Genomic DNA, 25,451 nt, shown 5'->3' with positions numbered 1-25,451 from the left:
ATGCTAGACCTCCAGTACCTCTCGATCGTCAAGGAAGTTGAGCGTCTCGGCAGTGTGACGGCGGCAGCAGAAAGGCTCTGCGTCACGCAGTCGGCGCTTTCGCATATGGTCCGCAAATTCGAGGAACGGCATGGCGTCAAGTTGTGGACCAAGCAGGGGCGCGGCTTGCGTTTTACGCAGGCGGGCGAATATCTCGCCGCGCTGGCCGAGCGTGTACTTCCCCAGATGGAGCACGCCGAGCGAACGCTCGCTGATTTCGCCGAAGGCCGCCGCGGCGTGTTGCGGGTCGGGATGGAGTGCCATCCGTGCCAGAAGTGGCTTAGCCGGCTCACGCCGCATTACCTTGCGGCGTGGCCGGACGTCGACTTTGACGTTCGAACGGCGTTTCGCTTCGATGGCGTGGCAGCACTCCTCGGATTCCAGATCGACGTGCTGATCACGCCCGATCCCATTGACGTGACCGACGTCGCCTTCTTTCCAGTGATCGACTACGAACTCGTGTTGGTGGTGCCGGAGGCCCACGCGCTCGCGATGCGCGAATTTGTTCTGCCAAAGGATCTGCTGACCGAGGAGCTGATCACAGTCCCGGTGAGCAAGGAAAGGCTCGATGTCTTCACGCGCTTTCTGGTCCCCGCGCATTGCAAACCGAAGTTCCACCGGACGGCCGAACAAACCGATCTGATGCTGCAACTCGTGGCGGCGGGGCGCGGTATCGCAGTTCTTCCAGATTGGCTCGTTGTGGAGGAGGGCCAGGGTCTTCCCATACGGGCATTGCGACTAGGCGAGCGTGGTTTGCACAAAAGCATCAATCTCGGCGTGCGGCGAGGCGAAGAAGACGTCGCCTATATCGCTGGATTTCTGGACCTTGCACAAAAGTTAGGCGTGCGTGTAGGTCATAACGTTGCCGCCTAGAACGCGAGCGTGTATCAGCGGCGAAGAGTCGCTCGATATTTCACAACAGATAGACTTGGCGGAATGAACATGGAAGCCACGCAGGAAACTTCGTCGTTCGCGACTACGACTGCGAGAAGCAATGTCGCGAGATTGACGATCGCTCAGGCGCTTGCTGGCGCGAACTCGACGGTCATCTACGCGACCGGTGCAATTATTGGAAGCATGCTCGCGCCGCGGCAGGCATTGGCTACGTTGCCCATCTCGATATTCGTCGTCGGGATGGCAGCGCTGTCGCTTCCTGCTGGCGCAATCGCTCAGCGATACGGTCGTAGAGCAGCTTTCCTGGTCGGCACCGGGAACGGCGTACTCGTGGGGATTCTGGCCGCAATTGCCGTCGTTATCGGTTCTTTCTGGCTGTTTTGCGTCGCCATGTTCTTCGGAGGTGCATACGCTGCCGTCGTTCTCTCGTTCCGTTTCGCAGCGGCCGATTGCGTGCGACCCGAGCTCAGACCGCGCGCGCTGTCGTTCGTCATGGCGGGCGGTGTTTTCGCAGGCGTGATCGGCCCGCAGCTTGTCACCCTCACGATGAGTCTATGGCCACCGTACACCTTCGCGGTCACCTTCGTGGCGCAGGCTGCCGTCGCGGCGCTCGCCGGACTCGTGCTGCTCGGCGTGCGTATTCCGTCGCCGACAGCCAAGGAAATCGCCTCGGGCCGGCCTCTCTGGACGATTGCACGCCAACCGACCTTCGGGGTCGCAGTCGTGTGCGCGGTCGTTTCCTACCTTCTGATGAACTTCCTGATGACCGCCGCGCCACTCGCGATGCGCATGTGCGGTCTATCGCAGGCGTCGTCGAACCAAGGGATCCAATGGCACGTCATCGCGATGTACGCGCCGGGCTTCTTTACAGGACGCCTCATCTCGCGGTTCGGCGCGCGCAGTGTGGTGATGGCAGGCCTGGCACTGATCGCGCTTGCGGCAGCCGCGGGCCTGCATGGATTGGACACGGCCCATTTCTATCTCACGCTCATCCTGCTGGGCGTCGGATGGAGTTTCGGTTTTATCGGCGCCTCGGCGATGTTGCTGGAGTGCCATCGGCCGGAGGAAAAGGCGAAAGTCCAGTCGTTCAACGATTTCATCGTGTTCGGCACGATGGCATGCGGCTCTTTCCTGTCGGGTAGCCTTCTGACTGCGTATGGCTGGGAATCGGTGCTTCGCCTGACCTTTGTTCCCATGGTGCTGGCCACCATGGTGCTACTCGCGTCGACGCGCATGCGGGGTGAACGCAGTCTTCAGAATTGAGCGCGCGACGGGCGGCGAAGCAGCAGACTTCGCCGCTGGTCAGTGCTACATGCGAAGCACCATGCGGAACTTCGCGTCGCCCGAGCGCATTCTTTGATAGGCCTTGTTCGCATCTTCAAGCGGCATGACTTCGATTCGCGCGCGGATTCCCGCCAGCACGCTGAAGTCGAGCGTTTTCTCGTTATCCAGCGGCGAGCCGGTGATCGAACCCAGGACGCTGCGTTCCCCGCCAACGAAATAGCCCGTCGCTACGGGCAGCGGGTCCTTGCCCGCGCCAAGCATGACAAGGCGGCCCTGAGGCGCCAACCCGGCGAGCACGCTCGATACCGCGTCGGTCTGGCTGATGGTGGAGACGATCGCGCGGGCTCCGCCCATGTTTTCGAGTTTCGAAGCGGCGTCCTCCTCATTGACATCGATGTATGAATGGGCACCCAAGGATCGGGCATCGTCAGCGATGTCACTGCCGCGACCGACGGCGACGACCCTAAATCCCATTCGTCGGGCGTACTGCAAGGCCATATGGCCGAGCCCACCGATGCCGAGAATGACAACGGTGTCGCCGGCCTCGGCACCGCACTTCTTCAATGCATTGAACGTGGCGATACCGGCGCACAGGATCGGCGCGGCTTCTTCGGAGCTGAATTCTTCGGGAATGGACACTTCTCTCCCTCAAATTCAGCCCGGCACGCTCGCGCAATGATCATCGCACAGACCTTCTTCTACCCATCGCGATGAAACGTACGAAAAGAAGCCAACTATTAATACGTGGACGCAGAAGCGAACGAGCGCGGTGCTCGCCGTGCCGAGCGCGGTCGTCCCTGCTGAAACGAACTATCTGCTCAACCTCCTTCATCCAGACTTCGCGCGGACCGCCCTTGGGCGCGCGATGAATGGGAAACCGACCCGCGGTGGTTGCGGCGCGCCGCTCGGAACGACGCATGACACAGTGTCGCGCGCTCCAGTTGGACGTCGCCGGGCCCCCAGTTCGCCATGAGCCCCGAGTTATGCGGTCGTATCTACCGGTCGCAGATCAATGCAGCAGCATCGCGCATAGCGCCGTGCCGGTGATGTAAGTTCCGACGGCGCCGACGAAGCGAAATGGGTTGGGTTTCGCCATCGTTCGGCACACGATCAGTCCGACGACGACTAAACAGCGGCACGCGGTCGCCGCGACGATTAACGACAATGTCGCCGCCGAAGGCGCTCGTGCCCCAAGGTAGAAAAACAGCAACGCGAGGAACGGCGCGTATTCGGCCGTGTTGGCATGAGCCCGCACGAGCTTATGTAGCGCATGCGTGGGATCCGGCTCGCAGCCTGAGCCGATGCCGGTCCGAAAGCGCATCACCGATACAGATATTCCGAGGCCGAACAAGAGCAGCCCTAAAACGATCACGCATGCGAGAGCAACGTTGTCCATTTGAACAGTCTCCCTTGCCGCAAAACAACGAACGCTGGATGTCGGTCCCCTCGATTGCAACGGGCAGTGCACAACGACTGCCGTCGAAATCAATCGCAAGGGTGTTAGCCCGGCCTCTCGGCTGGTCCATAAGGGCCAGGAGCTCCGCATCAAGGCGGTGCTTCTTGCAAGCAACCCGTTGATACTCGCTTCGGCGACGGCGAAGGGACGTGCCCTTCACGCGGGAGAAGTGCCAACTCTTAGAGTTTTGCCGTCTCCCGAGATTTCCTTCGATGAGCGTCTTGAGCGGCTTCAACATCGCGAAATATAGGCGTCGAACACTAAAAGAGACGTACTCTGAGGAAGCACTCTTCGCTGATCCATGAAGGCTTACTCCGGCATCGCGGACGAATGGTGATTTAAAATCTTCCATTCACGATCGACTCGTTTATACACAAATGTATAGCGAGCCTGCACCTTTTGGTGCCTGCCACTTTTCGTCTAGTCGAACGTGTAGACGCCCGTGTCCACCGCCGAACTGTCATTCAGCATGCGGATTTCCCGAAGGTTGATGGTGCCGTTCGGCTTCAGCTTCAGAAATTTCACAAAATAGTCTTTGATGCCAGCGGGAGTTGTGCGGACTTCATTGGACACCGTGGGTTCGAGTACCGCATCGGGCGCGTACAGCTGGGCCACGGAGTCGGCGTTACCCGTTGCGAGGGCCGCATTCCAACGATCGAACAGCGACGCGATTTCTGCGTTGCGCTGATCTGTCGGTGCCGCGGCGATGTCATGGTAGACCTTCGGTACGTATACTTCGCTCGCAACGACGTTTGCGCTGAGAACAACTGCGGCGGCGATCAAAATATGCTTCATCATTGCGCTTAGCTCTTTCAAATGAGACGCCAACGCGGCGTCGGGGACACGCAGCCGATCGCGATTTTAGGCTTCGGCCTAAGTCAGTCATTGCCGCTTGGCCACGCCTGGCAAGCTATGTCGTCGAGTTCAGGAAGGAATCTTTGGCGGGAATTGCGACGGCGGCTGCTGCGGCATCTGCTTGCCAAGGTATTGCTGGATTTGCGCAGGGGTGACGTAGCCTTGATGAGCTGTATCGATTTGATCGAAATGCTCAGCAAGCGGCGGCATCAAGACTCGCAACTGCTCCTTGGTCAACTTGGCGTTGGGGTCGTTATTCGGTAAAGACGGTGGCGTGGGCAACTGCAGCGCTTGGCTTTGCGCGAAGACGGGCACGGTTGTGAGCACCGCTAACATTAATAGGTTGATTTGCTTCATTTCGGTTTCCTTGGGTCGTGTCCTGTCCATCAGTCGACCTTGTCGGGGACGGCTTTAGACATTAAACTCAAGATTGATAAAATAGTCAATAGATAGAGAAGAATGCGCATCTTCGTCCGGAAAAGAGCGCGCAGTTCAGCAGGGCAGAGAGTCCCTAGATTGGACTATAAATGGCGTTTCGGGCTGTTGGGTAGTCGCCCCGCGTGACGGCAGGCGCACGGCTCGCACGGCTCGCACGCCGTACTGGCGATCGCGGCTACGGCTAGCTGATTAAATCAGTATTGACTATAGGCGCGTAAGTGATATTATCATCATCTATTGACTGTCTGCGGGGCTGCTTTTGATGAGTCGCAGCGTTGCCAACGAGCCCTGCCTTACTAACTACGAGGGATCGGTCCGATGACTTCTCGGCGAAAGCGGAATGATCCTCTAGGACCGTGCCGCAAATGAAACGACCTGGTTTCTTCTTTACGTCGGTGTGTGCATGCGCGCTCGCTGCGACGGTCTGCGGCTGCTCCAGGACTGTGATGCCCACGCAGCGTGTAATCGCGATCATTGTTCCTGCGATGCCAGCCCCGCCAATCGCTGCGCCGCCGGATCCAATGGCGTCTCCTTGGTTGATCGAAATCACCGGGCACTCCAGGGGGCCATCGCAGACCAGCAACAATAAGCCAGCAACACAGCAAGACCCGCCACGTGGGCAAGGAAACGATAGGCGCACCCGCAGCGTGGATAGCGGCGCGACGCTGATCTGATGGATGCGGCCCGCCGCGACCGGTGCGCCGCCTGGCGTCTGCGTTCGCCGGAGCTTCCGTCGATGGCTTGACGCCACGGCGCTGTTACTTGACTCCTCGCCCAACCGGGGCGCTTATGACCGTTTATCATCGCCAATCTCTGTTTTGGGGCGCCGTTGCGTTAGCCGCTGGCCTCTTGCTGTGGAACCTGCGGGCCGTCCTCACGCCTTTTGTGCTTGGCGCCCTCGTCGCATACATCTTGCAACCTGGCGTGGAGTGGCTGGTGCGCCGTCGAACTCCGCGTGGACTCGCGGCACTGGCGATGATCTGTTTGTTCGCTCTGTCGGTCGCCCTGGTGATGCTGCTTATGTGTGTCGTAATCGAGAAAGAAGGGCCCGAACTCGTGCGGCAAGTTCCAGTTATCGTTGCAAAAATTGATGGATGGCTAAAACCGCATCTGGCTGCCTTGGGAGTGCATTCTTCGCTCGATGTAACGAATATCCGCGACGTGCTGGCGGGACGCCTCAAAGCTGATGAGCACGGCGCGCTGCTTGCCGTAGGGCGGTACCTTCGCACCGGCAGCAACGTAATGATTAATGTGGTGAGCAACGCGGTGCTGATGCCACTCGTCCTGTTCTATCTGCTCTACGACAGGCACGAGGCGTTCGCCCGCATCGAAGGCTTCGTCCCGCGGCGCTGGGTCGGCAAGGCACGAGAGTTCGTCGGCGAGATCGATCGCATGATGTCGCAGTACCTGCGCGGGCAACTGCTGGTTATTGCAGTGTTGGCCGTGTTCTATCCGACCGTACTGATGATCGCAGGGTTGGATATGGCAGTGCCCGTCGGCCTGTTTAGCGCGCTTGCGGTATTTGTTCCCTACATGGGTTTTGCGACCGGCTTCGTGTTTGCGCTCCTCGCGGCACTATTGCAATTCGGCGACTGGTATGGCCTCGGCATAGTAATCGCCGTGTATGGCGTCGGGCAGATGCTCGAGAGTTTTGTGTTGATGCCGAGACTGGTTGGCGAGCGCATCGGCCTTCATCCGCTTGCGGTCATATTCGCGCTCCTGGCTTTCGGCCGGGTGTTCGGCTTCTTCGGCGTACTGCTCGCGTTGCCGGTCAGCGCAATTCTCGCATCGGTACTGCGGGAACTGCGCCGCCGCTATCTGGCGAGTGCGCTTTACACGAGTTGACCTGCATCGCGATCGCCCCATCCAATGTCAAAGCGCCTCTCCCGCCTGTCCGTCAACTCATCGGCTCAACATTAGACCGCGAGGCCCCATCGGAAAAGGCCGCGCGAATCGCGCCGCTATCGCCAGGCTTAACCGCCCGGGCCGGCGGGCAGTGGACCTCGTGCGATCCGCTCGGCCTCGACGCGTGTGAGGCCAAACGCCTGCAACACAATCGCCGCGGTTCGTTGCGCAAACTTCTCTTCTCGCGAGCGGAGCACCTTTCGCGCCCGAACAGTTCGTTTGGATAAGGTTGCCAGCTGCAGTTCGGCGGAAACTCCCGCGAGTACGGTGCCAATCACGGAGATGACGCACATGAGCCGGTCCGCGACGACAAAGCGTCTTTCCGAAATTCCTCTCTCGCTATCACGCAACAGCCGTTGACCGAGCCCCCTGCTCAGCGCGCGGGGTGACAAGCTTTCGCGTATCAAGAGTTGGCCCCATACAGGTTCCCGATAGGCCCGCAAGAGCGTGTGCCGCACTGAGACGGAAATCACTTCCGCTGGGTCAGCGAGCTCGCTAGAGAGGCGATCGAGTGTCTTCGCGAATTCTTCGAAAAGCCATTCGACGAGCGCGTTGACGATCCCTTCCTTCGACGTGAAGTGATTGTAAAACGACCCGAAGCCAACATCGGCCGCCTCAGTAATCTCATTGATCGTGACGCCGTCGATGCCCTTTTCCGCGACAAGTGCGAATGCAGCCTCGAGAAGACGGGCGCGCGTCTCGCGCTTGCGCCGGGACGCGCGCGCATAGCATTCAACGGCGGTCTCACGCGCTTCCATTGACGCTTTGGGGACCCGCCGGCGGCTCCCGTGCGAATTCGGACCGTTGACCACGTTGGCTCCTTAATTATTGTACGTCCAGACTATAGATTTAAACGTCATTATTGACAATAGAATCAGTATTGGGTCTAATGTCACTAGAGCGAGATGCACGGGACGGGGGAGACCCGGGCACCGCCGTTTAAGCCGGTGCAGAACTTTGCGAAGGGTAAGCCTCGGTTCCGGAAAGAAGAGGGCCAGCCGGTCCCGCGGTCGCATATGCATGCGACACCCATCTCGGACGCTGGTTGCGCGCATAGCCCACGGGTCATATGTCGACGGTAAGCACAGGATATATGTAGGGATACCTACGATATCAAGCAATTTTCTCTGTGTGTCGAAGCTGATGGCCAACCGTGCTAGGTGGCACGCGTGCCCACAGCACCACAACCTTTTATTTGGGGCATCACCTGCCTTTTGAACATCGTGAAACATACCGGCCTTGACGCGCCGAAGCATGCGCGCTTCTTCTTAGCTTCCTTCGTACGATCCCCGCGGCGGGCGCATGTCATGCTCGCCGCTTGCGGGGCAATTTTGCTGTCCGCATGCCACCCTCGCGAAGCCGTTACGCCGGAGCTCAAGCCCGTCGTCGCGCGTGCGGTTCACCCAGACGGGCGCGTGTCCAGCACCTCGCTGCCTGCCCAGGTGCAGGCGCGATATTCCACGCCGCTTTCGTTTCGCGTCGGCGGTAAGGTTATCGAGCGCCGGGCTCGCATCGGCGATACGGTCAAGGCGGGACAGACGGTCGCGTTGCTCGATCCCACCGATCTGCGCAATAACCTTGCTAACGCGCGTGCGCAGCTCGATGCCGCCGAGCATCGGCTCACCTATGCGAAGCAGCAGCTCGATCGTGACCAGGCGCAGGCGCAGGCCAACCTGATCCCGCCCGCTCAACTGGAGCAGACCCAAAATGCCTACGCTTCCGCGCTCGCGCAGCGAGATTCGGCGCTAGCTTCGATGGCGCTCGCCACGGATCAACTGCGCTACGCCACGCTAACGGCGGACCATGACGGGGTCATCACATCGGAAGATGTCGACACTGGGCAGAACGTTCAGGCAACGCAAGCCGTCTACCACCTCGATTGGACGGGCGACGTGGACATCGTCTGCGACTCGCCCGAGCGCACGCTTAACTCGCTGACAGTGGGCAGCAAGGCCCGCGTGACGCTGCCCGCGCTGCCGGGCAAGAGCTTTGAGGCCCGCGTGCGGGAGGTATCGCCTGCTGCTGACCGCGAAAGCCGCACCTGGCGCGTCAAGCTGACATTGGCCGATCCGAGCCCCGATGTGCGCCTCGGCATGACGGCCGCTGTCGCGTTCGATGCTGTCGGCGACGCGCCCGCCGGCCAGATTTTCACGCTGCCGGTGACGTCGCTCTTTCACCGAGGAGAGAGTCCCGCGGTCTGGGTCGTGCGCGCCGGCAGCGACAGCCTCGAACTGCGCCCTGTGACGGTCCAACGATATGACGAGCGCACCGTTTCGATCGAATCGGGCCTAAAGGAGGGCGACCGCGTCATGCTGCAGGGCGCACACGCCGTGAGCGCAGGCCAGCACGTACAAGTGGTGCCGCCCCTGCATCCGGAGGATTTCCCGTCATGAATGCACGCGACAGCGAATCCGCCGCCACGAGCGTGCCGGTTCCCCATTCCGAGGCCGAAAAGCCCGGCGAAGGTGGATTTAACCTGTCCGCATGGACATTGCGCCATCAGCAACTCGTGATCTTTCTGATCGGACTGGCGACGCTCTTCGGCGTGATCGGCTATACCCATCTTCCGCAATCGGAGGACCCGCCGTTCACGTTCCGCACGATGGTGATCCAGTCTTACTGGCCGGGCGCGACGGCCCGCGAAGTGCAGGAGCAGATCACCGACCGGATCGGCCGCCAACTCCAGGCGGCGCCCTATATCGACAACATCAAGAGCTATTCGCGGCCCGGTGAGTCGATGATCTTCTTCGCGATGAAGGATTCGGCGCCCGTCAAGGAAGTGCCCGAGACTTGGTATCAGGTGCGCAAGAAAGTCGGCGACATCCGGGCGACGTTGCCGAAGGGGACGGTCGGGCCGTTCTTCAACGACGAATTTGGTGACGTCTATACGAACATCTATGCGCTGGAAGGCGATGGCTTCTCGCCTGCGCAACTGCACGACTACGCCGACAAGCTGCGCACAGTCCTGCTGCGTGTACCTGGTGTGGCAAAGGTCGATTACTTCGGCGACCCGGACCAGCGCATCTTCGTCGAGGTATCGAATGCGGAGCTGACTCGGCTTGCCATTACTCCGCAGCAACTCGCCCAGGCTATCGACGCACAAAATACGGTCGCGCCCGTCGGCACCATCATGACCGCGGACGACCGGGTGTTCGTGCGGCCGAGCGGTGCGTTCAAGGACCTGCAGGCGCTCGCGGACATGCTGATCACCGTGAACAAGCGGACGTTCCGCCTCGGCGATATCGCGAAGGTCACGCGTGGCTACGACGATCCGCCGGTGACCCAGATGCGCGTCGGTGGCCAGGCGGTGCTTGGCATTGGCGTGACGATGCAAAAGGGCGGTGACGTGATCGATCTCGGCAAGGCGCTTGACGCGAAAGCGGCTGAACTGCAGGCAACGCTACCCGCGGGTCTCAAGCTGGCGCCGGTCTCCAGCATGCCGCATGCGGTCAAGCATTCGGTGGATGAGTTTGTGAGGTCGGTTGGTGAGGCGGTCGCGATCGTACTGGTCGTGAGCCTCGTTTCGCTCGGCCTGCGCACAGGCATGGTTGTCGTAATCACGATTCCCATCGTGCTGGCTGTGACCGCACTGTGCATGCATATCTTCGGCATCGGCCTGGACAAAGTCTCGCTGGGCACGCTTGTGCTGGCGTTGGGGCTGCTCGTCGACGATGCGATCATCGCCGTCGAAATGATGGCGGTGAAGCTTGAGCAGGGCTGGAGTCGCATGCGCGCGGCCGCCTTTGCCTATACAAGCACGGCATTCCCGATGCTGACGGGCACGCTCGTCACGGTGTGCGGCTTCCTCCCTATCGCGCTTGCAAAATCTAGCACGGGCGAATACACGCGCTCGATCTTCGAAGTGTCGGCGATCTCGTTGATCGTTTCGTGGTTCGCGGCCGTCGTATTGGTGCCGCTGCTCGGCTTTCACATCCTGCCTGAACGCAAGGGCCGCACCGGCGGCGCAGACCATCACGAAGAGGATATCTATAACACTGGCTTCTACCGGCGACTGTCGGGATGGGTCACGTGGTGTATTGTGCGCCGCTGGGTTGTGCTCGGCGTCACTGCCGCACTCTTTGCGATCGCGATGATGGCCTTCACACGCGTGCCGCAGCAGTTCTTTCCAAATTCCGAGCGGCCAGAGTTGCTCGTGGACCTGCGACTACCCGAGGGTGCGTCGTTCGAGGCGACGCTGCGTGAGGCGAAGCGCCTCGAGAAGGTCCTCGAAGGCAAATCCGAGATCGAGCACTTTGTCGACTTCATCGGCACGGGTGCGCCGCGCTTCTATCTGCCGCTCGACCAGCAGCTCCAGCAACCCAACTTCGCCCAGTTCGTGATCACGACCAAAAGCGTTGAAAACCGCGAGGAGTTGATGCGATGGCTCGATTCGAAACTCGAGAAGGATTTTTCCGGCGTGCGTACGCGTGTAGCACGGCTTGAGAACGGTCCGCCCGTCGGCTTCCCGATCAAGTTCCGAGTGAGCGGCGACGACATCGCGACCGTGCGCTCGATTGCGGACACGGTCGCGGAAACGGTGCGCGCTGACCCGCGCACGCGCAATGTGCAGTTCGATTGGGATGAGCCAGCGGAACGGTCAATCTCGTTCGAGATCGACCAGAACCGCGCGCGCCAGCTTGGCGTGACGTCCGAGGACGTATCCAGCTTCCTCGCGATGACACTATCGGGCTTTACGGTGACGCAGTATCGCGAACGCGACAAACTCATCAACGTCGATCTGCGCGCGCCCAAGAGCGAGCGCGTGGATCCGGCGAAGCTCACGGGCCTTGCGATCCCGACGCCCAACGGCCCGGTACCGCTCGGTTCGCTCGGACACGTCCGGAACGCGCTCGAATACGGCGTGATTTGGCAGCGCGACCGGCAACCGACCATCACCGTGCAGGCCGATGTGCGCGGCGACGCGCAGGGCATTGACGTGACTCACGACATCGAAAATGCCCTTGCAACGCAACGCGCAAAAATGCCGGTGGGCTATCGCATCGACGCGGGTGGCGCGGTCGAAGAGAGCGTCAAAGGTCAAACATCGATCAACGCGGAAATGCCGCTCATGATCATCGCCGTGCTGACGCTGCTGATGATCCAGCTCAAGAACTTCGCGCGTACGCTCATCGTCGTGTTGACGGCCCCGCTTGGATTGATTGGCGTCGTGGCCGCGCTGCTCCTGTTCGGCAAGCCCTTCGGCTTCGTTGCGTTACTTGGCGTGATTGCGATGTTCGGCATCATCATGCGTAACTCCGTCATCCTGGTTGACCAGATCGATCAGGACATCGCGGCAGGGCACGGGCGTTTCGACGCAATTATCGGCGCGACGGTGCGGCGTTTCAGGCCAATCATGCTGACGGCGGCCGCCGCTGTGCTCGCCCTCATACCGCTGCTGCGCTCGGGCTTCTTCGGCCCGATGGCGACCGCACTGATGGGCGGCATCACGATCGCCACCGTTCTGACGGTGTTCTTTTTGCCCGCCTTGTACGCGACATGCTTCAGCGTTCGGCGCGACGAGCGTGGACTGGAACAGGTCGTCGTCGCCGAGCAAACGGAGGTTTGAACATGATCTCTCAACATAAGACGTCTGTTCTCGCTGTGGCAACGGCCCTTGCGATGACGGCTTGTTCGTTCGGCCCCGGCGGCGAGCCGCCTGCCATGCCATCGCCCGATCACTACGGCGCCCAAGCGCTGCCTTCCAAGACGGTTTCGGTGGGTGGTGTCGCGCAGCGGTTCGATATCGGCGCCACGACTGTGCCGCAATGGTGGCGACTTTACCGCTCAGACGCGCTTGATGCGCTCGTCGAGGAAGGCCTGCGCAACAGTCCGACGCTCGCCGCCTCGCAGCGCACGCTTGCAGCCGCGCAAGAAGAACTGCGCGCGCAGGTCGGCGCGTCGACGCTGCCCTCGATCGACGGCGCCGCTCAGATCGAACGCGCGCGTTCTCCGGTCGTGCCTGGGCTCGGCCCGGAGCAGGTGCAATATAACTTTTTCGCCGGGCAGTTTCTGGCGCACTACACGTTCGACCTCTTCGGCCAAACGCGTTACGCGAACTCGGCAAGTGCCGCCCGCGTGAACGTGCAGACGTATGAGCTGGAAGCGGCCCGGCGCGCGCTCGCGGCGAACATTGTCGGCACGACCATTAGTGTGGCGGCACTTGATCGCCAGATAGCGCTTACTGAGCGTCTCGTCGCTGTGGCCAACGAGACCGCGACCGAGGACCAGCAGCGGTACGCCCTCGGCTCTGTCTCGCGGGCGCAGTCGCTCGCGTCGACGCAGGACGCGGCTTCGTTGGCGGCTACCCTGCCGACTCTACGTCAGCAGCGCGCGCGCTCTATCCACGCGCTGGCGGTTCTGATGGGCCGCACGCCCGATCAGGCGCCGACCGTTCCTGTCTTCGAGAGCCTGTCGTTGCCTGAGCATGTGCCCGTGGTCGTGCCGTCGGATTTCCTGCGTTCGCGTCCCGACATTCAAGCAGCCGACGCGGCGTTGAAGGCCGCTGCCGCTGAAGTTGGGGCTGCAACCGCCCAACTCTTTCCGAGTCTGTCACTGACGGCCTCGATGGGACGCGGCGGCTTTAGCTGGCCGACGGTCCTCTCGGGAGCGGGTGGGCTGTGGGCTATCGGTGCGAGCCTGTCGCAGCCGATCTTCCACGGTGGCGCGCTGTTCGCGCAACGCCGCGCGTCGATCGACGCTTACGATGCGGCAGTCCTGCACTACAAATCGACGGTGCTATCGGCATTTCAGGACGTCGCGGACTCATTGGCCGCATTGGATAACGACGCGCAGACAGCCGCATCGACTGAAGCGGGGGCTGAGGCAGCGCGCGCGGCATTCGATGACACTGCATCGCGCAAGCGCCTGGGCTCGCTGCCTTCAACTGCAGAGCAGGCCAGCGAGCAGCGATTTCTCAATGCACAGATCGGGGCCGTGCGCGCAACAAGCCAACGCATGAGTGATACGACAGCACTGTTCCAGGCAATGGGTGAAATGCCGGGCGGTCAACCGCAGGCAGCGTCAACACAATGATCGCGAGCCGGTGAGGCAGGGGGTGGGAGGCTGCGAGGTCGCGGCTTTCGTTCGGGAGGCATGGCGCGTGCCACAGGTAACAGGTATTCGAATGACGAACGTGCCCGGTAAACATAATGATGCAAACGGTGTATGGCCTGCGTCGGATAGCGATGAATCGTCACTCTGGTCGGTTTCGGGTATAGAGAAAGCCAGCGGCGTCGTGCCCGGACTCGGGCTCTGCGCAATGAGCCCGTGTCTCGTCGTCGGTTGGAGATTGCAATCGAACCCGCGCTGGTCCGGCCAGCGTTGAGAGGTTGGAGAAAGGGCCAACAGCGAAGCGCTTGTCTGCAGAGCCGAAAGCAGACCGCTCCCATCCTGGTCTTCGCTTGCCTTGCCGGTCCAAGTGTCTGCCGGGGACAATTTTCAACCCAGAGCAAAATAATCCCGACAACGAGCAGCAAGCGCGGTACGCCATCATCACTGTGCCGCGACGGCGACGGTTCCTGGGGTACCGTCATCGCGTTCCAGCTTCAATTTGCTTCAACGGTCTCTTCTACAACGGGAAGAGGACGCACCGCAATTTTCTCCGCCTCCGCGCGCTTGAGCCCGAGTGTCTGGAGCAGCGTCGCGGCCGTGCGCTCAGGGAGATGTTCGCCGCTAAAGCCGAGCTCCTCGAGAACGCCTGCCGCGGGTGCGCCTGGCGCAACATAGTTCAGCTCGGCGGCAATCACCGAGAGGACAGTGCCGCCCACCGCAAGAAATCCGATGAACGGGTCGGCGACCACGAAGCGCTTCGCGGCAATGCCATTGCCGATGTCGCGCAGCAGCCGTTGACCCAGTCCGCGGCTCGTTGCTCGCGCTGAAAACCCTTCACGTATCAGAAAGCGCCCCCACACAGGGTCGTGCCGGGCCCGAAGGACCGTATGACGCACGGCCACGGCGATCACTTCGGCTGGGTCGGAAAGCCCACTGCCGAGGCGATCCAGCATGTTCGCAAACTCCTCGAACACACTGTCGACAAGGGTCGCGTAAATCGCCTCCTTTGAATCGAAGTGGTTGTAGAACGAGCCGAAGCCGACATCCGCGGCTTCGGTTATTTCATTGATCGCCACGCCCTCCATGCCCTTTTCGGCCATCAGTTTGAGGGCTGCATCGAGCAGACGGGCTCGCGTCTCGCGCTTTCGACGCGCGCCGCGCGGCTCCCGTTCTTCGGGGACGGCAACCGGGGAGACTGGCGCGGCCTGGGCGGGTCGCTTTGCGGTCCGGCGATTTGCAGTGTTCGGCATGGTCAGTCCAGGGTTTTGATCTCGTACCAGTATAGATGCAAGTCTCTATATTGACAAAACGATCAACGATGAGTTTAATGTCATAAAACGGCGCCCCCCGAAGGCCGATTCAACTCACAAAAGTTGGAGGGACTGTGGAGACAGCAACAGTAAGCGGTGCCGCGACGTCCGTCCGGCACGGCCCGGTTCGTTCATCGGTTGATGTGCTTCCGCAAGCGGTGGATGTCCTATTGGTCGGTTGCGGACCGATCGGCGCAACGATTGCCAATCTGCTGGCACGACACGGCGTGCATGTGATGGTGGTCGACAAGTCGACGAAAGCCTTCATGGCGTCTCGTGCGATCGCACTGGATTCTGAAGCGCTACGCATCCTTCAGCTTGCGGGCATCGGCGAGCGCGATCTCGAGACGGTCGCCATTGCTGGCACCCCGCGGATTCGCTTGATGCCCAAGCTTGGACAAACTTCCGAGGCTAATTTGCTGGGCGGAATCGACGGTGGATCTGAGCGCGTCACGCTCTGTCAGTCGGAGCTTGAGCGTTGCCTGCGCACCCGACTGAGGCGCTATGAGCGGGCTCATGTTGCGCTGGGCGTCGGCCTCGCACGGTTCACGCAGGACCGGGATCGCGTCGTCGCGACGCTCGACCTGGGGCACGGGCGCACGCATGTGCTTTGTGCCAGATATCTGGTCGGGGCGGACGGGGCGAACTCGCTCGTCAAGGCACTCCTCACGGGCAAGACGTTGGCAAAGAGTCAGCCCGACGTCGACACGCGGGTTGCTTCACGCCGAATCGATTATGTCGAGCGTATCGGCGATCCCCGTCAAACAAGTCGATACGTAGCCGTGCCCGATCAGGTCTGCTCGTTCGAGTCGCTCGCTTCATTGGATGACTCGGCAGACGCGACGATCAGACGCAGCGCTGTCGATCGCTTCAACGAGCGAAGCGGCGATGGATTGTGTGAAGGACGTGTCTTTCTCGCAGGTGACGCCGCCAATATCACGTACCCATCCCTCGGCACCGAACTCGTCGAAGGCCTGCGGGATGCAGCCAACTTGTCCTGGAAGCTCGCGTGGGTGATTCAAGGCCGCGCGGATTCACGCATTCTCGACACTTACGAGCAAGAGAGGCGGCCTCGCGAGGGAGCGACGATAAAGCTCACGAGGTTCATCGAAAAGCTCGTCATGCCGCGCAATAGCGGCATCGCCCTGTTGCCACACTGGCTGATGCAATTGTCACGAGTGAAGTCTCGGCTGTGCACAGCGATTGACGGATTACAGACCGAGCCGAAAAGCGCTCTGAAAAAAGGGCTGTATGTAAAAGGCCGCTCACCGACAAAACTTGTCCGGGGCGCCGTCATTGCGCAGGGGCGGATACGAGGTTCGGACGGCAAGACATGCCTAAGCGACGACGTGCTCGGGCAGGGACTGGTGCTGCTTGGATTTGGCACCGATGCAAGAGGCTCACTGGATCGTGCTGCGGCCGCCGCTTTTGTGCGCGCCGGCGGAAGCTATGTGCAGATTGCACGCCGCGGACTGCGGCGACATCTGAGCCGGCATGAGAGCTGGGAGGACCTCGACGATGCGTTCTTTGCACGACTCCCACTCGGATGGGCTGCCGTTGTGCGGCCCGACAGGACCGTGATCCACGATGGACCAGCAACCGATGCTTCACGGCTCGTGCGCGAAAGTCTTTCGTTGCTAGGCCAGCACTGCTGGGTCCTGCATTAAACGCGACGCGCGCCTGCCGCCATGAAACCGTTACCCCACTACGTGAACCTTCGACGCCAATGAATTTGACCACTGCACAGCCGGCGCGACATCCTGATCCCACTACGAAAGCATCGGCCTTAGCATATTTGATATTTGAACGGCCCGATCTTGAGAAAGCGGAACACTTTCTCAATGATTTTGGCCTTCAAACAATAATGCGCGGCGATTCGATCGTCCTTCTGCGCGGAACAGCGGCTTCGCACTTCTGCTACGTCGTCAGAAAAGCGCCGAAATCCCGGTTCGTTGGCTTCGGACTGAAAGTCGACAACAGGGCGGATCTCGATGCACTTGCCAAACTGCCTGGCGCCTCGGGGGTTGAACGGTCGCACCTGCCCGGGGGCGGCTACACGGTACGGCTGACTGATCCTTCGGGCTTTCGCGTCGATGCGATATGGGGCCAGGCGACAGCTCCGAAGTTGTCCCACCGATCGGCACTGTCGTTCAACTCCGTGGACGCGGCGGTCCGCATTAACGGGACGCAGCGCCCGCCCGAGCGTGCGCCAGAAATTATCCGGCTGGGGCATGTCGTGCTTGAAGTCGCCGATTATCAGGAAACCTGCGCGTGGTACGCGCAGCATTTCGGCTTTATCCCCAGCGATGTTCAGGTGCTTCCCGATGGCTCGCCCGTCGTCGCCTTCATGCGGCTCGATCTTGGGGCGAAACCGGTCGACCACCACACGCTCGCGCTTGCTCAAGGCTTTGCGGCGGCCTACAGCCATAGCGCCTTCGAAGTCGTTGACGCCGACGCGGTCGGCATGGGCCAGCGCGTCCTGCGCGACGGCGGCTGGACGCACGCGTGGGGAATTGGCCGCCATATTCTGGGCAGCCAGATTTTTGACTACTGGCAGGACCCGTGGGGCGACAAGCATGAGCACTATTGCGACGGTGATCTATTTACGGCTGATGTGCCAACAGGCGTCCATGCCGTCAGCCGCGAGGCGATGGCGCAATGGGGACCGACGATGCCCCGCAGCTTCACAAAACCCAGATTCACGCCCGCGAGTATTGTGGCGCTCTTCAGAAACCTGCGCCGCAGTCCCGACCTGACGCTGAGCAAGCTGCGCAAGCTTGCGAAGCTTTTTGCCTGAACCAACTCATTCATCGATTAGGGAGATCTGTCAATGGCACTTCATGTTCTTCATTACAGGCATCATGAGCGAGACCAGTGGGGCATTGTTGCCGACGGCGCTATCACCCCGATTGCGGGCGAGTTCAAATCAACTGCCGACTTTGTCGAGGCCAATCCAGTTGAACGGCTGCTCGGTCTGAGCGGTCCGACGATCCCCGAATCGGAGGTGCAATGGCTGTCGCCCGTGACCGCCAATCAGCAGTTCATCTGCCAGGGCGCGAATTATCGTCAACATATGATCGAGTCCGGCATGGATCCGGATGTGAAGAAGTTCAATATGATCTTCACGAAGGCGACGAGTTGCATCGTTCCTGCCGACTCGACCGTGGTAAAGCCTAAGGAGGTACGGTTTCTTGACTATGAGATTGAACTCGGTCTTGTCCTGAAACGCGACATCACCTCCCGCGAGACCGTCACGGAGGAGAACCTGCACGAATACCTTGCCGGCGCCGTCATCGTCAACGACTATTCCGCGCGCGACATCCAGATTCCGCAGATGCAGTTTTACAAAGGCAAAAGCTATCGCACCTTTGGCCCGGTCGGTCCTTACCTCTGTCTGCTGGAGAGACAAGATTTCCCGAAGCTGAAGGAACTCGTGCTGACCCTGACCGTAAACTGTACCGTCCGTCAGAACGACTCCACTGCGGGTCTCGTCTATGGGCCGGCGGAGACCTTGACGGAGCTCTCCGGCATACACGATTTGCAAGCAGGGGACCTGCTCGCGACGGGCACGCCCTCCGGCTGTGCTCTCAGCATACCGTCGCCGGAAAAGCAACGCGCCGCGGCGCAGTTGCCTGATGCCGAAAAATGGCGGCTCTTCCTGAATATGCAGGAGGAAAGACCTCAGTACCTGCAGATGGGCGACGTTGTCGAAGCGCGTATCGCTAGCTACGACGGCTCGATCAACCTGGGGGTGCAGCATAACGTCATTGTGGAAGCGACAGCATGAACGGCGTCGCAAACATCGAGGACGTCCTTCGCATCGAAACGCTCGAGCCATCGGAAAAGCTACCGTCAAGCACCTACGAGATGATCTGCCGGGGCGCCGCCATCAATCCATCGGCGCCGGCGCTTTCGTTCTTCGCAACGGTCGACGACTACCGGGGCGCCGAATGCTGGACGTATAGCGAGCTGGTGCGCGATATAACGCGCACGGCAAACATGTTATGGCGCGTGGGCGTGCAGCGTGGCTCGGTCGTGGCCTATGTCTTGCCGAATCTTCCTGAGACTCACTTTGTGATTTGGGGAGGGGAAGCGGCGGGCATTGTCTGCGCGATCAATCCACTGCTCGAAAGTGAGGCGCTTGGCGAACTGCTCATCGCCTCGGGCGCCAGTGTACTTGTCACGCTGGCGCCGTATCCCGGGGTCGACCTCTGGCAAAAAGTTCAATCAGTGTTGGACAAGGTTCCCGCTCTACAAGATCTGGTGCTCGTCAACCTGGCCGACCGAATGCCAGACGACAAGCAACTCGTGGCGCGGATGCTTCAGCGCGGCGAGTGCTCACGGCTGTATGGGGACGGCGGTGTGCGTAGCGCGGTTCCTTCGCACATCCAGATCCACGATTTCAGCACCGCTGTCGCACGTGAGTCAGGCGTGGCACTCATTAGCACGCATGCAATCGGCAGCGATGACGTATCGTCCTGCTTTTGCACCGGCGGCACCACGGGACTGCCGAAGATTGCGATGCGCAGGCACGGCAACGAGGTGGCCAATGCGTGGAGCGCAGGGCAGTTCCTCGGCGAAAGCATCGGGCCGGGCAAAACGCTTTTTTGCGGTCTGCCGCTCTTTCACGTCAATGCCGTGATGGTGACGGGGTTATTGGCGTTCTCTCGCGGAGCGCATGTCGTGCTCGGCACCGCGCAAGGCTATCGGGACGAGGGCGTTGTAAAGCACTTCTGGGCAATCGTCGAGCATTACCGCGTCAACTTCTTCAGCGGGGTCCCGACACTCTACGGCTCCCTGCTGGACGTCCCGGTAGGCCGAGACGATATCCGTTCGCTCGAATATGGCCTATGCGGCGCCGCACCCATGCCGGTGGAATTGCTCCGCACATTCCAGCACCGTACGGGAGTAAGAATCCTTGAAGGCTATGGTCTGACGGAGGGTACCTGTGTGAGCAGCGTCAACCCACCGGCCGGCGAGCGGCGAGTCGGTTCGATCGGTCTTCGTCTTCCCGGTCAGGCTATGAAAGCCGTCGTGATCGATGAATCTGGCCGGTACGTGCGGGATTGTGTCGCGGATGAGGTGGGTCAGCTCGTCGTCTCCGGCCCCAACGTCTTCGCTGGCTATACCCGTCAGGAACAGAACAGCGGCATCTGGATGGAGCTTGGTGACGGCGGGCGATGGCTCAATACCGGCGATCTCGGGCGCTGCGACTCTGACGGTTACTTTTGGCTTACTGGCCGAAAGAAGGAACTGATTATCCGGGGCGGACACAACATTGACCCGGCAGCAATTGAGGAACCACTGCATCGCCATCCCGCAGTCCAGATCGCGGCAGCGGTAGGGCGGCCCGACATGCACGCGGGCGAGTTGCCAGTTGTCTACGTCCAGCTAAAACCGGGCGTAACCATAACCGAGACGGAATTGGCGGATTTTCTGCGTCACGAGATCAGCGAGCGCGCGGCGGTCCCAAAGGGTATTCGGATTGTTGATGCGATGCCACTCACGGGCGTCGGCAAGATTTTCAAACCGGCGTTGAAACGGCGGGAGACCGTGGACGCGGTATCGTCGGCGCTCGTTCAGGCTGGCGTCCCAGGTGCAACCGTTAGCCTTGTCGACGACAACTTGCACGGGATGTCACTCCAGGTCGAACTTTCCGCTCCCGCGCTTGAATCACTGGCAATTTCCGCGCTCGGGCGCTTTCCGTTCCCATTTTCGGTTTCGGCCGTCGCGAACACATCACAGAAAGATCAACGCTGACAGGTGAACTGCATTGGAGACGCTTGGCAGGTCAAGCTTCGGCTAGCTGGAGAAGAGAATGGATGTTGCATCGGATAGGTCCTTGCGGCCGCTGGTTGAAAAATGACTCGGGCCGATTTCGGCGGCGCCAGTTCGGGTTACCCGGTTCGGTCGTGCAAGCTCGGGGCAAAAGCACTATGTGCGCATCGAGCTATTGCTAACGTCGGGCGCAGTCGGGCTGTTTTTCTTCCGGCACCGCGACGGCGCGTGGCGCGCGTTCCCGCCTGCCGCTGAACGGGCGGCGATGCGCGCATATTAGCGCAGTTGGCTAGCAGTGTTCAGAAGATATCTATACATGACCGTACTTAGTATTACTACGTAGTTGCATTTATTTTGGTCTTTGTCGTCGGATGAAGACTATGAAGAGCGACGCAACGCCCCAAGGCCGTGGAGCGGATCGGGTCCGCAGCGTCAGAAAAAAAGTCCAGGCATCGAGACAGGAGAAGACACTTGAGAGATTACAGGCGAACGATCGGCTCCGCGGGGATGGCGGCTTGCATCTGCTCGGCCATGCTCACGGACAATGCCAATGCGCAGTCGGCCGGGAGCATCACACTGGCGACAGGGTGGCTTCACGTCGCGCCCCAGGGCAACGCAACGCCACTCACGGTAGAAAGCATTGGTGGCGTGGCCGTGAATCAGCAGCTAGCCGGCAGCGGGGCGCATCCGACTTCAACGGACACGGTGGGAATTACCACTGAGTACTACGTCACGGACAACATTGGTGTCGCCATGCTGTTGGGGCTGCCACTCAAAGTAGATCTGGTTGGCGAGGGGACGCTTCAAAAATACGGCAACCTCGGCTCGACTAAGCCGATACCGCCCGCCATTGAACTTCGATACCACCTGTTTTCAGCCGGATCTAAATTCCGTCCATTCATAGGTCTTGGCGTGAACTATACGTGGTTCACTCAGGTCCGGATTTCGAATAGCCAGTTTGTCACTGATAACCTTGGACCAGGCGGTTCGGCCCACGCGGATCTCAGTTCATCGTGGAATCCCGTATTCGAGATCGGGGCCAATTATGCGATGACAAAACATTGGTCCGTCGGGACCTCGGTCGGCTACATTCCGGTGAAAACGCGTCTGACGTTATATGGACAAACCGCCAAGGGAACGCAGATCGTTTCCACATCGACCCTCCGACTCAATCCGCTGAACGTCTTCGTGAACGTCGCCTACACGTTCTAGCGGGTACAGGTCATCAACGCGAAGACATAGATGGAATATGTCATTTCCGCCCATCGCACCGTCGGCGACTTTGTTGCCGACTACACGACACGTTGCCCGCACGCTGTTGCAATGGGCGCCAGCGCATTCAGGCCATTTAAGTCCCGGCCCGGGATGATCAGGGCGCCCGATTAATTCGCACCCTCGGCGAACCGGTCGCTAGTGCCGTCATGCCAGCGCGTGTACTGCGAACTTCCTTTTTGGAACGAATAATGAAACGACAGGTCCTCAAGACCATTCTTTTTGCCTTGCCCAAGATCCTTGACCTGACGGCACGCCGCTTTCCCGTCTATCGTGATCGCTTGAAGGAGCGCGATCTCGTGGCATGGATTGGACTCGCGGATAAAAGCATTGGACGCGTCATCGAGTTCAGGAGCGGACGAGTTCGGTCGATAGCCGGCGGGCATCCGAGACCCGACGTGCGCATGGTCTTCAAGGATGTGCCCACGGCTCTGAAGTTCCTTTCGCCCAAGCCAGACCATGGCGAAATCATCCACGCTGCCAAAAACTTTAAGGTCGTCACCGAGGGTGAGGACGAACTGGTGGTCTGGCTGTTGCAAACCCTGAGCATGATGCAGACTGTTGGCCTGCCGATGGGCACGCCGATGCGCGACGGCACCCGCCGCTACACCACTTGCACCAACGGCGGTCCGCTGTTCGTCTACGTCAAGGATGGACGAGTTGTTCGGGTGACGCCCATCGAGCTGGACTGCACCGATGCGCCAAGTTGGGTGATTGAGGCGCGCGGGCGACGCTTTAGTCCGCCACGGCGTGGCCTGGTGGCGCCGCATGCCTTGACGCTCAAATCGCTCGTCTACTCCGACAAGCGCATCCTTCATCCCATGAAGCGGGTCGACTTCAACCCTGCCGGCGAACGCAATCCTCAGAACCGGGGAAAGTCCGGCTATGTCCGAATTGGTTGGGACGAAGCCCTGGACATTGTCGCGAAGGAAATCAACCGGCAGAAGCGCGTTCACGGTCCCGGTTCCATCACCTTCCCGATGTCGTCCCATCACCAATGGGGCAATGTGGGCTACTACCTTAGCGCGCTGACGCGCTTCGCAAACTTGATCGGCTTTACCCGCGTCGCGGCGAATCCGGACAGTTGGGAAGGCTGGTATTGGGGCGCCATGCATCACTTCGGCAATTCAATGCGTATCGGCGTGCCAGCCGGCTACGGCGGCGTCGAAGATTGCCTGAAAGAGGCCGACATGATCGTCTTTTGGTCCTGCGATCCTGAAAGCACCAACGGGGCCTATGCGGGATTCGAAGGAACCCCGCGGCGTCTATGGGCGAAGGAACTCGGCATCGAGTTCGTTCACATTGACCCGCACTGCAACCCCACTGCACAATTGCTGGGCGGACGCTGGATTCCGATCCGACCGCAAACGGATGCTGCCCTGGCCACGGCGATTATGTACGTGTGGGCGGTGGAGGACCTATACGACAAGGACTACGTCGCTGCGCGCACGACCGGGTTCGACGAATGGAAGGCCTATCTGCTGGGCGACATTGACGGCGTTCCCAAGACTCCCGAGTGGCAGGAGAGCGAGACCGGCGTGCCCGCCAAGGACGCCCGAGCGTTGGCGCGTCGCTGGGGAAAAAAGAAGGTTCATCTTGCCGTCGGGATGACCGGCACCGGATTCGGCGGTGCTGGACGTGGCGCGACGGGAGCGCAATGGGCGCGCTGCATGATCATGATGATGGCGATGCAAGGCTGGGGCAAGCCGGGGGTCAATTTTGGCTGTCTTGAAATCGGCGTTCCCCACGACCTCCATTTCTATTTTCCCGGTTACGCAGACGGGGGCATTTCCGGCGATTTGGCCTGGACCGCCAACGCGGTCAACAATTACCAGCGCATGCCGCACATCCTGAGCATGAATCCGGTCAAGCAAATGGTCCCGCGGCAGCAACTGCCCGATGCAATCATAAACGGCCACGCTACGGGCTATTTGTGGGACGGCATGTCCCAGGAAGCCCAGTTCGCACCGTTCAGCTACCCGATGCCAGGATATTCGCCGATCCACATGATCTACCGATACGGCGGGTCCGCCTTCAGCACGGTGACGAATTCCGGGCGTTGGGCCGACGCCTATAGGCATAACAGCATCGAGTTCGTAGTCAACCAGTCGATCTGGATGGAGGGTGAGGCTCAGTTCGCCGACATCATTCTTCCTGCATGCACGTCGCTAGAGCGCTGGGACATCGGCGAATGGTCGAATGCGGGCGGCTACGGCCACCACGGGCATGGCACCGTCAACCATCGCATGGTGACGCTGCAGCACAAGTGCATCGAGCCGTTGGGCGAGTCCCGCTCGGACTACGACATCTTCACCGCCATTCTGACCCGGCTGGGCTTGGGCGGAGTTTTCACCGAAGGATGCGGCGAGCTCGACTGGGTCAAACGGGTCTTCGACTCGTCGGACTTGCCCGATCACATTTCGTGGCGGGCATTCTGTCGCAAGGGTTATTTCGTCGTGCCGCCCGAGAAGCCCGAGTTGCGCCATCCGGTGGACATGCGTTGGTTCGCCGAGGGCAGGCGAAAGGATCTGCAGGAGCCTCATCCGCTGCCCTCCCAGTTCGCCGAAACGTTCGGCATGGGCCTGCAAACGCCGAGTGGCAAGCTGGAGTTCGTGCCCGAGGTGCTGAAGCGGAACACTGCGGACAACCCTGAACGGCCTGCGCTCAACCGCTATTTCCCCTCCTGGGAGGGGCTGCGCTCGGACTTGGCTCAGCGCTATCCACTGCAGTTGATCGCCACCCACAGCCGTTACAGCTTCCATACCCATTCTGACGGCAAGAACTCTTCGATCAACAGCCTGGACGATCATCGCGCACTGATTGGAGGGCATCGATTCTGGCTGCTGAGGCTGAGTCCGACCGATGCGGCGATTCGGGGCATTGCCCATCGCAATCTGGTCAAGGTGTACAACGACCGCGGCGCGGTGATCTGTGCGGCCGACGTTTCGCCGTTGGTCAGCGCGGGAGTAGTCAAATCGTACGAAGCGAGCGCCGAATTCAAACTGGTCGAAGTCGATGGCGAGCGCGTCGAAATCGGTGGTTGCATGAATATGCTTACCCCCGACCGACCGCAAACCGCCGGCACGAGCAGTATGAGTCCGAACTCCTGCCTGGTGCAGGTCGGGAAGTGGAAAAATGCCGACACGTTCATGATCGGTCGCGCAGCGTGA

The 25,451-nt window shown here is 60.5% G+C and carries 16 protein-coding genes and 2 pseudogenes; 12 read left to right on the top strand and 6 right to left on the bottom strand.

Annotation, left to right across the window (positions count from 1 at the left end; translation table 11 throughout):
• Both ACEN42_RS39395 and ACEN42_RS39390 read left to right on the top strand, forming a co-directional pair.
• Window positions 1–912 (top strand): LysR family transcriptional regulator, encoded by a 912-nt coding sequence (locus ACEN42_RS39395; RefSeq protein ID WP_371884484.1) that lies wholly within the window; start codon window positions 1–3, stop codon window positions 910–912.
• A gap of 69 nt (window positions 913–981) precedes the next feature.
• Window positions 982–2,196 (top strand): MFS transporter, encoded by a 1,215-nt coding sequence (locus tag ACEN42_RS39390; RefSeq protein ID WP_371884483.1) that lies wholly within the window; start codon window positions 982–984, stop codon window positions 2,194–2,196.
• Window positions 2,197–2,241: 45 nt separating this feature from the next.
• Here ACEN42_RS39390 and ACEN42_RS39385 read toward each other — a convergent pair.
• From ACEN42_RS39385 to ACEN42_RS39370, 4 genes and pseudogenes are all read right to left on the bottom strand, one after another.
• Window positions 2,242–2,856: pseudogene (locus ACEN42_RS39385) on the bottom strand (zinc-binding dehydrogenase); the annotation flags it as partial.
• Window positions 2,857–3,226: 370 nt separating this feature from the next.
• A complete protein-coding gene (locus ACEN42_RS39380; protein ID WP_371884671.1) occupies window positions 3,227–3,613 on the bottom strand; it encodes an MAPEG family protein in 387 nt (128 codons plus the stop codon).
• Window positions 3,614–3,982: 369 nt separating this feature from the next.
• Window positions 3,983–4,468: pseudogene (locus ACEN42_RS39375) on the bottom strand (SgcJ/EcaC family oxidoreductase).
• A gap of 129 nt (window positions 4,469–4,597) precedes the next feature.
• Window positions 4,598–4,885, bottom strand: coding sequence for an EF-hand domain-containing protein (locus tag ACEN42_RS39370; RefSeq protein WP_371884482.1), 288 nt, complete (start codon window positions 4,883–4,885; stop codon window positions 4,598–4,600).
• A gap of 870 nt (window positions 4,886–5,755) precedes the next feature.
• On the opposite strand from ACEN42_RS39370, the gene ACEN42_RS39365 reads away from it, so the two are divergent.
• Window positions 5,756–6,811 (top strand): AI-2E family transporter, encoded by a 1,056-nt coding sequence (locus ACEN42_RS39365; protein WP_371884481.1) that lies wholly within the window; start codon window positions 5,756–5,758, stop codon window positions 6,809–6,811.
• A gap of 128 nt (window positions 6,812–6,939) precedes the next feature.
• Here ACEN42_RS39365 and ACEN42_RS39360 read toward each other — a convergent pair whose 3' ends face one another.
• A complete protein-coding gene (locus ACEN42_RS39360; RefSeq protein WP_371884480.1) occupies window positions 6,940–7,629 on the bottom strand; it encodes a TetR/AcrR family transcriptional regulator in 690 nt (229 codons plus the stop codon).
• Between the two features lie 549 nt (window positions 7,630–8,178).
• Here ACEN42_RS39360 and ACEN42_RS39355 point away from each other — a divergent pair.
• Genes ACEN42_RS39355 through ACEN42_RS39345 form a run of 3 tightly spaced genes read left to right on the top strand, consistent with a single transcriptional unit; the run spans window position 8,179 to window position 13,903 of the window.
• Window positions 8,179–9,264, top strand: coding sequence for an efflux RND transporter periplasmic adaptor subunit (locus ACEN42_RS39355; RefSeq protein WP_371884670.1), 1,086 nt, complete (start codon window positions 8,179–8,181; stop codon window positions 9,262–9,264).
• On the top strand, window positions 9,261–12,437 hold the full coding sequence (locus tag ACEN42_RS39350) for an efflux RND transporter permease subunit (RefSeq protein ID WP_371884479.1): 3,177 nt from the start codon (window positions 9,261–9,263) through the stop codon (window positions 12,435–12,437). Before ACEN42_RS39355 ends, ACEN42_RS39350 begins: the two co-directional genes overlap by 4 nt.
• A gap of 2 nt (window positions 12,438–12,439) precedes the next feature.
• Window positions 12,440–13,903 carry an efflux transporter outer membrane subunit gene (locus ACEN42_RS39345; RefSeq protein WP_371884478.1) on the top strand — a complete coding sequence of 488 codons (1,464 nt, stop codon included), beginning with the start codon at window positions 12,440–12,442 and terminating at the stop codon, window positions 13,901–13,903.
• Window positions 13,904–14,415: 512 nt separating this feature from the next.
• Here the strand turns inward: ACEN42_RS39345 and ACEN42_RS39340 are convergent.
• Window positions 14,416–15,171 carry a TetR/AcrR family transcriptional regulator gene (locus ACEN42_RS39340; protein WP_371884477.1) on the bottom strand — a complete coding sequence of 252 codons (756 nt, stop codon included), beginning with the start codon at window positions 15,169–15,171 and terminating at the stop codon, window positions 14,416–14,418.
• Window positions 15,172–15,305: 134 nt separating this feature from the next.
• Between ACEN42_RS39340 and ACEN42_RS39335 the strand changes: the two genes are divergently transcribed.
• The 6 genes from ACEN42_RS39335 (at window position 15,306) to ACEN42_RS39310 (ending at window position 25,451) form a co-directional block, all read left to right on the top strand.
• Entirely contained in the window at window positions 15,306–16,898 is a 1,593-nt protein-coding gene (locus tag ACEN42_RS39335) for an FAD-dependent monooxygenase (protein WP_371884476.1), read from the top strand.
• A 59-nt stretch (window positions 16,899–16,957) separates the two neighbouring features.
• Window positions 16,958–18,028: a VOC family protein gene (locus tag ACEN42_RS39330; protein ID WP_371884475.1), complete on the top strand. Its 1,071-nt coding sequence runs from the start codon at window positions 16,958–16,960 to the stop codon at window positions 18,026–18,028.
• A gap of 33 nt (window positions 18,029–18,061) precedes the next feature.
• On the top strand, window positions 18,062–19,018 hold the full coding sequence (locus tag ACEN42_RS39325) for a fumarylacetoacetate hydrolase family protein (protein WP_371884474.1): 957 nt from the start codon (window positions 18,062–18,064) through the stop codon (window positions 19,016–19,018).
• Window positions 19,015–20,991, top strand: coding sequence for an acyl-CoA synthetase (locus tag ACEN42_RS39320; protein WP_371884473.1), 1,977 nt, complete (start codon window positions 19,015–19,017; stop codon window positions 20,989–20,991). The genes ACEN42_RS39325 and ACEN42_RS39320 overlap by 4 nt, the downstream gene beginning before the upstream one ends.
• A 525-nt stretch (window positions 20,992–21,516) precedes the next feature.
• Window positions 21,517–22,221: an OmpW family protein gene (locus tag ACEN42_RS39315; protein ID WP_371884669.1), complete on the top strand. Its 705-nt coding sequence runs from the start codon at window positions 21,517–21,519 to the stop codon at window positions 22,219–22,221.
• Between the two features lie 251 nt (window positions 22,222–22,472).
• The gene (locus ACEN42_RS39310; protein WP_371884472.1) at window positions 22,473–25,451 is read left to right on the top strand and encodes a molybdopterin-dependent oxidoreductase; all 2,979 of its coding nucleotides are present in this window, start codon (window positions 22,473–22,475) and stop codon (window positions 25,449–25,451) included.

Source organism: Caballeronia sp. S22 (assembly GCF_964261745.1).
Taxonomy (GTDB): Bacteria; Pseudomonadota; Gammaproteobacteria; order Burkholderiales; family Burkholderiaceae; genus Caballeronia; species Caballeronia jiangsuensis.
The sequence above is the reverse complement of the archived record's forward strand: the minus strand, read 5'-3'. Positions and strand labels throughout refer to the sequence as shown.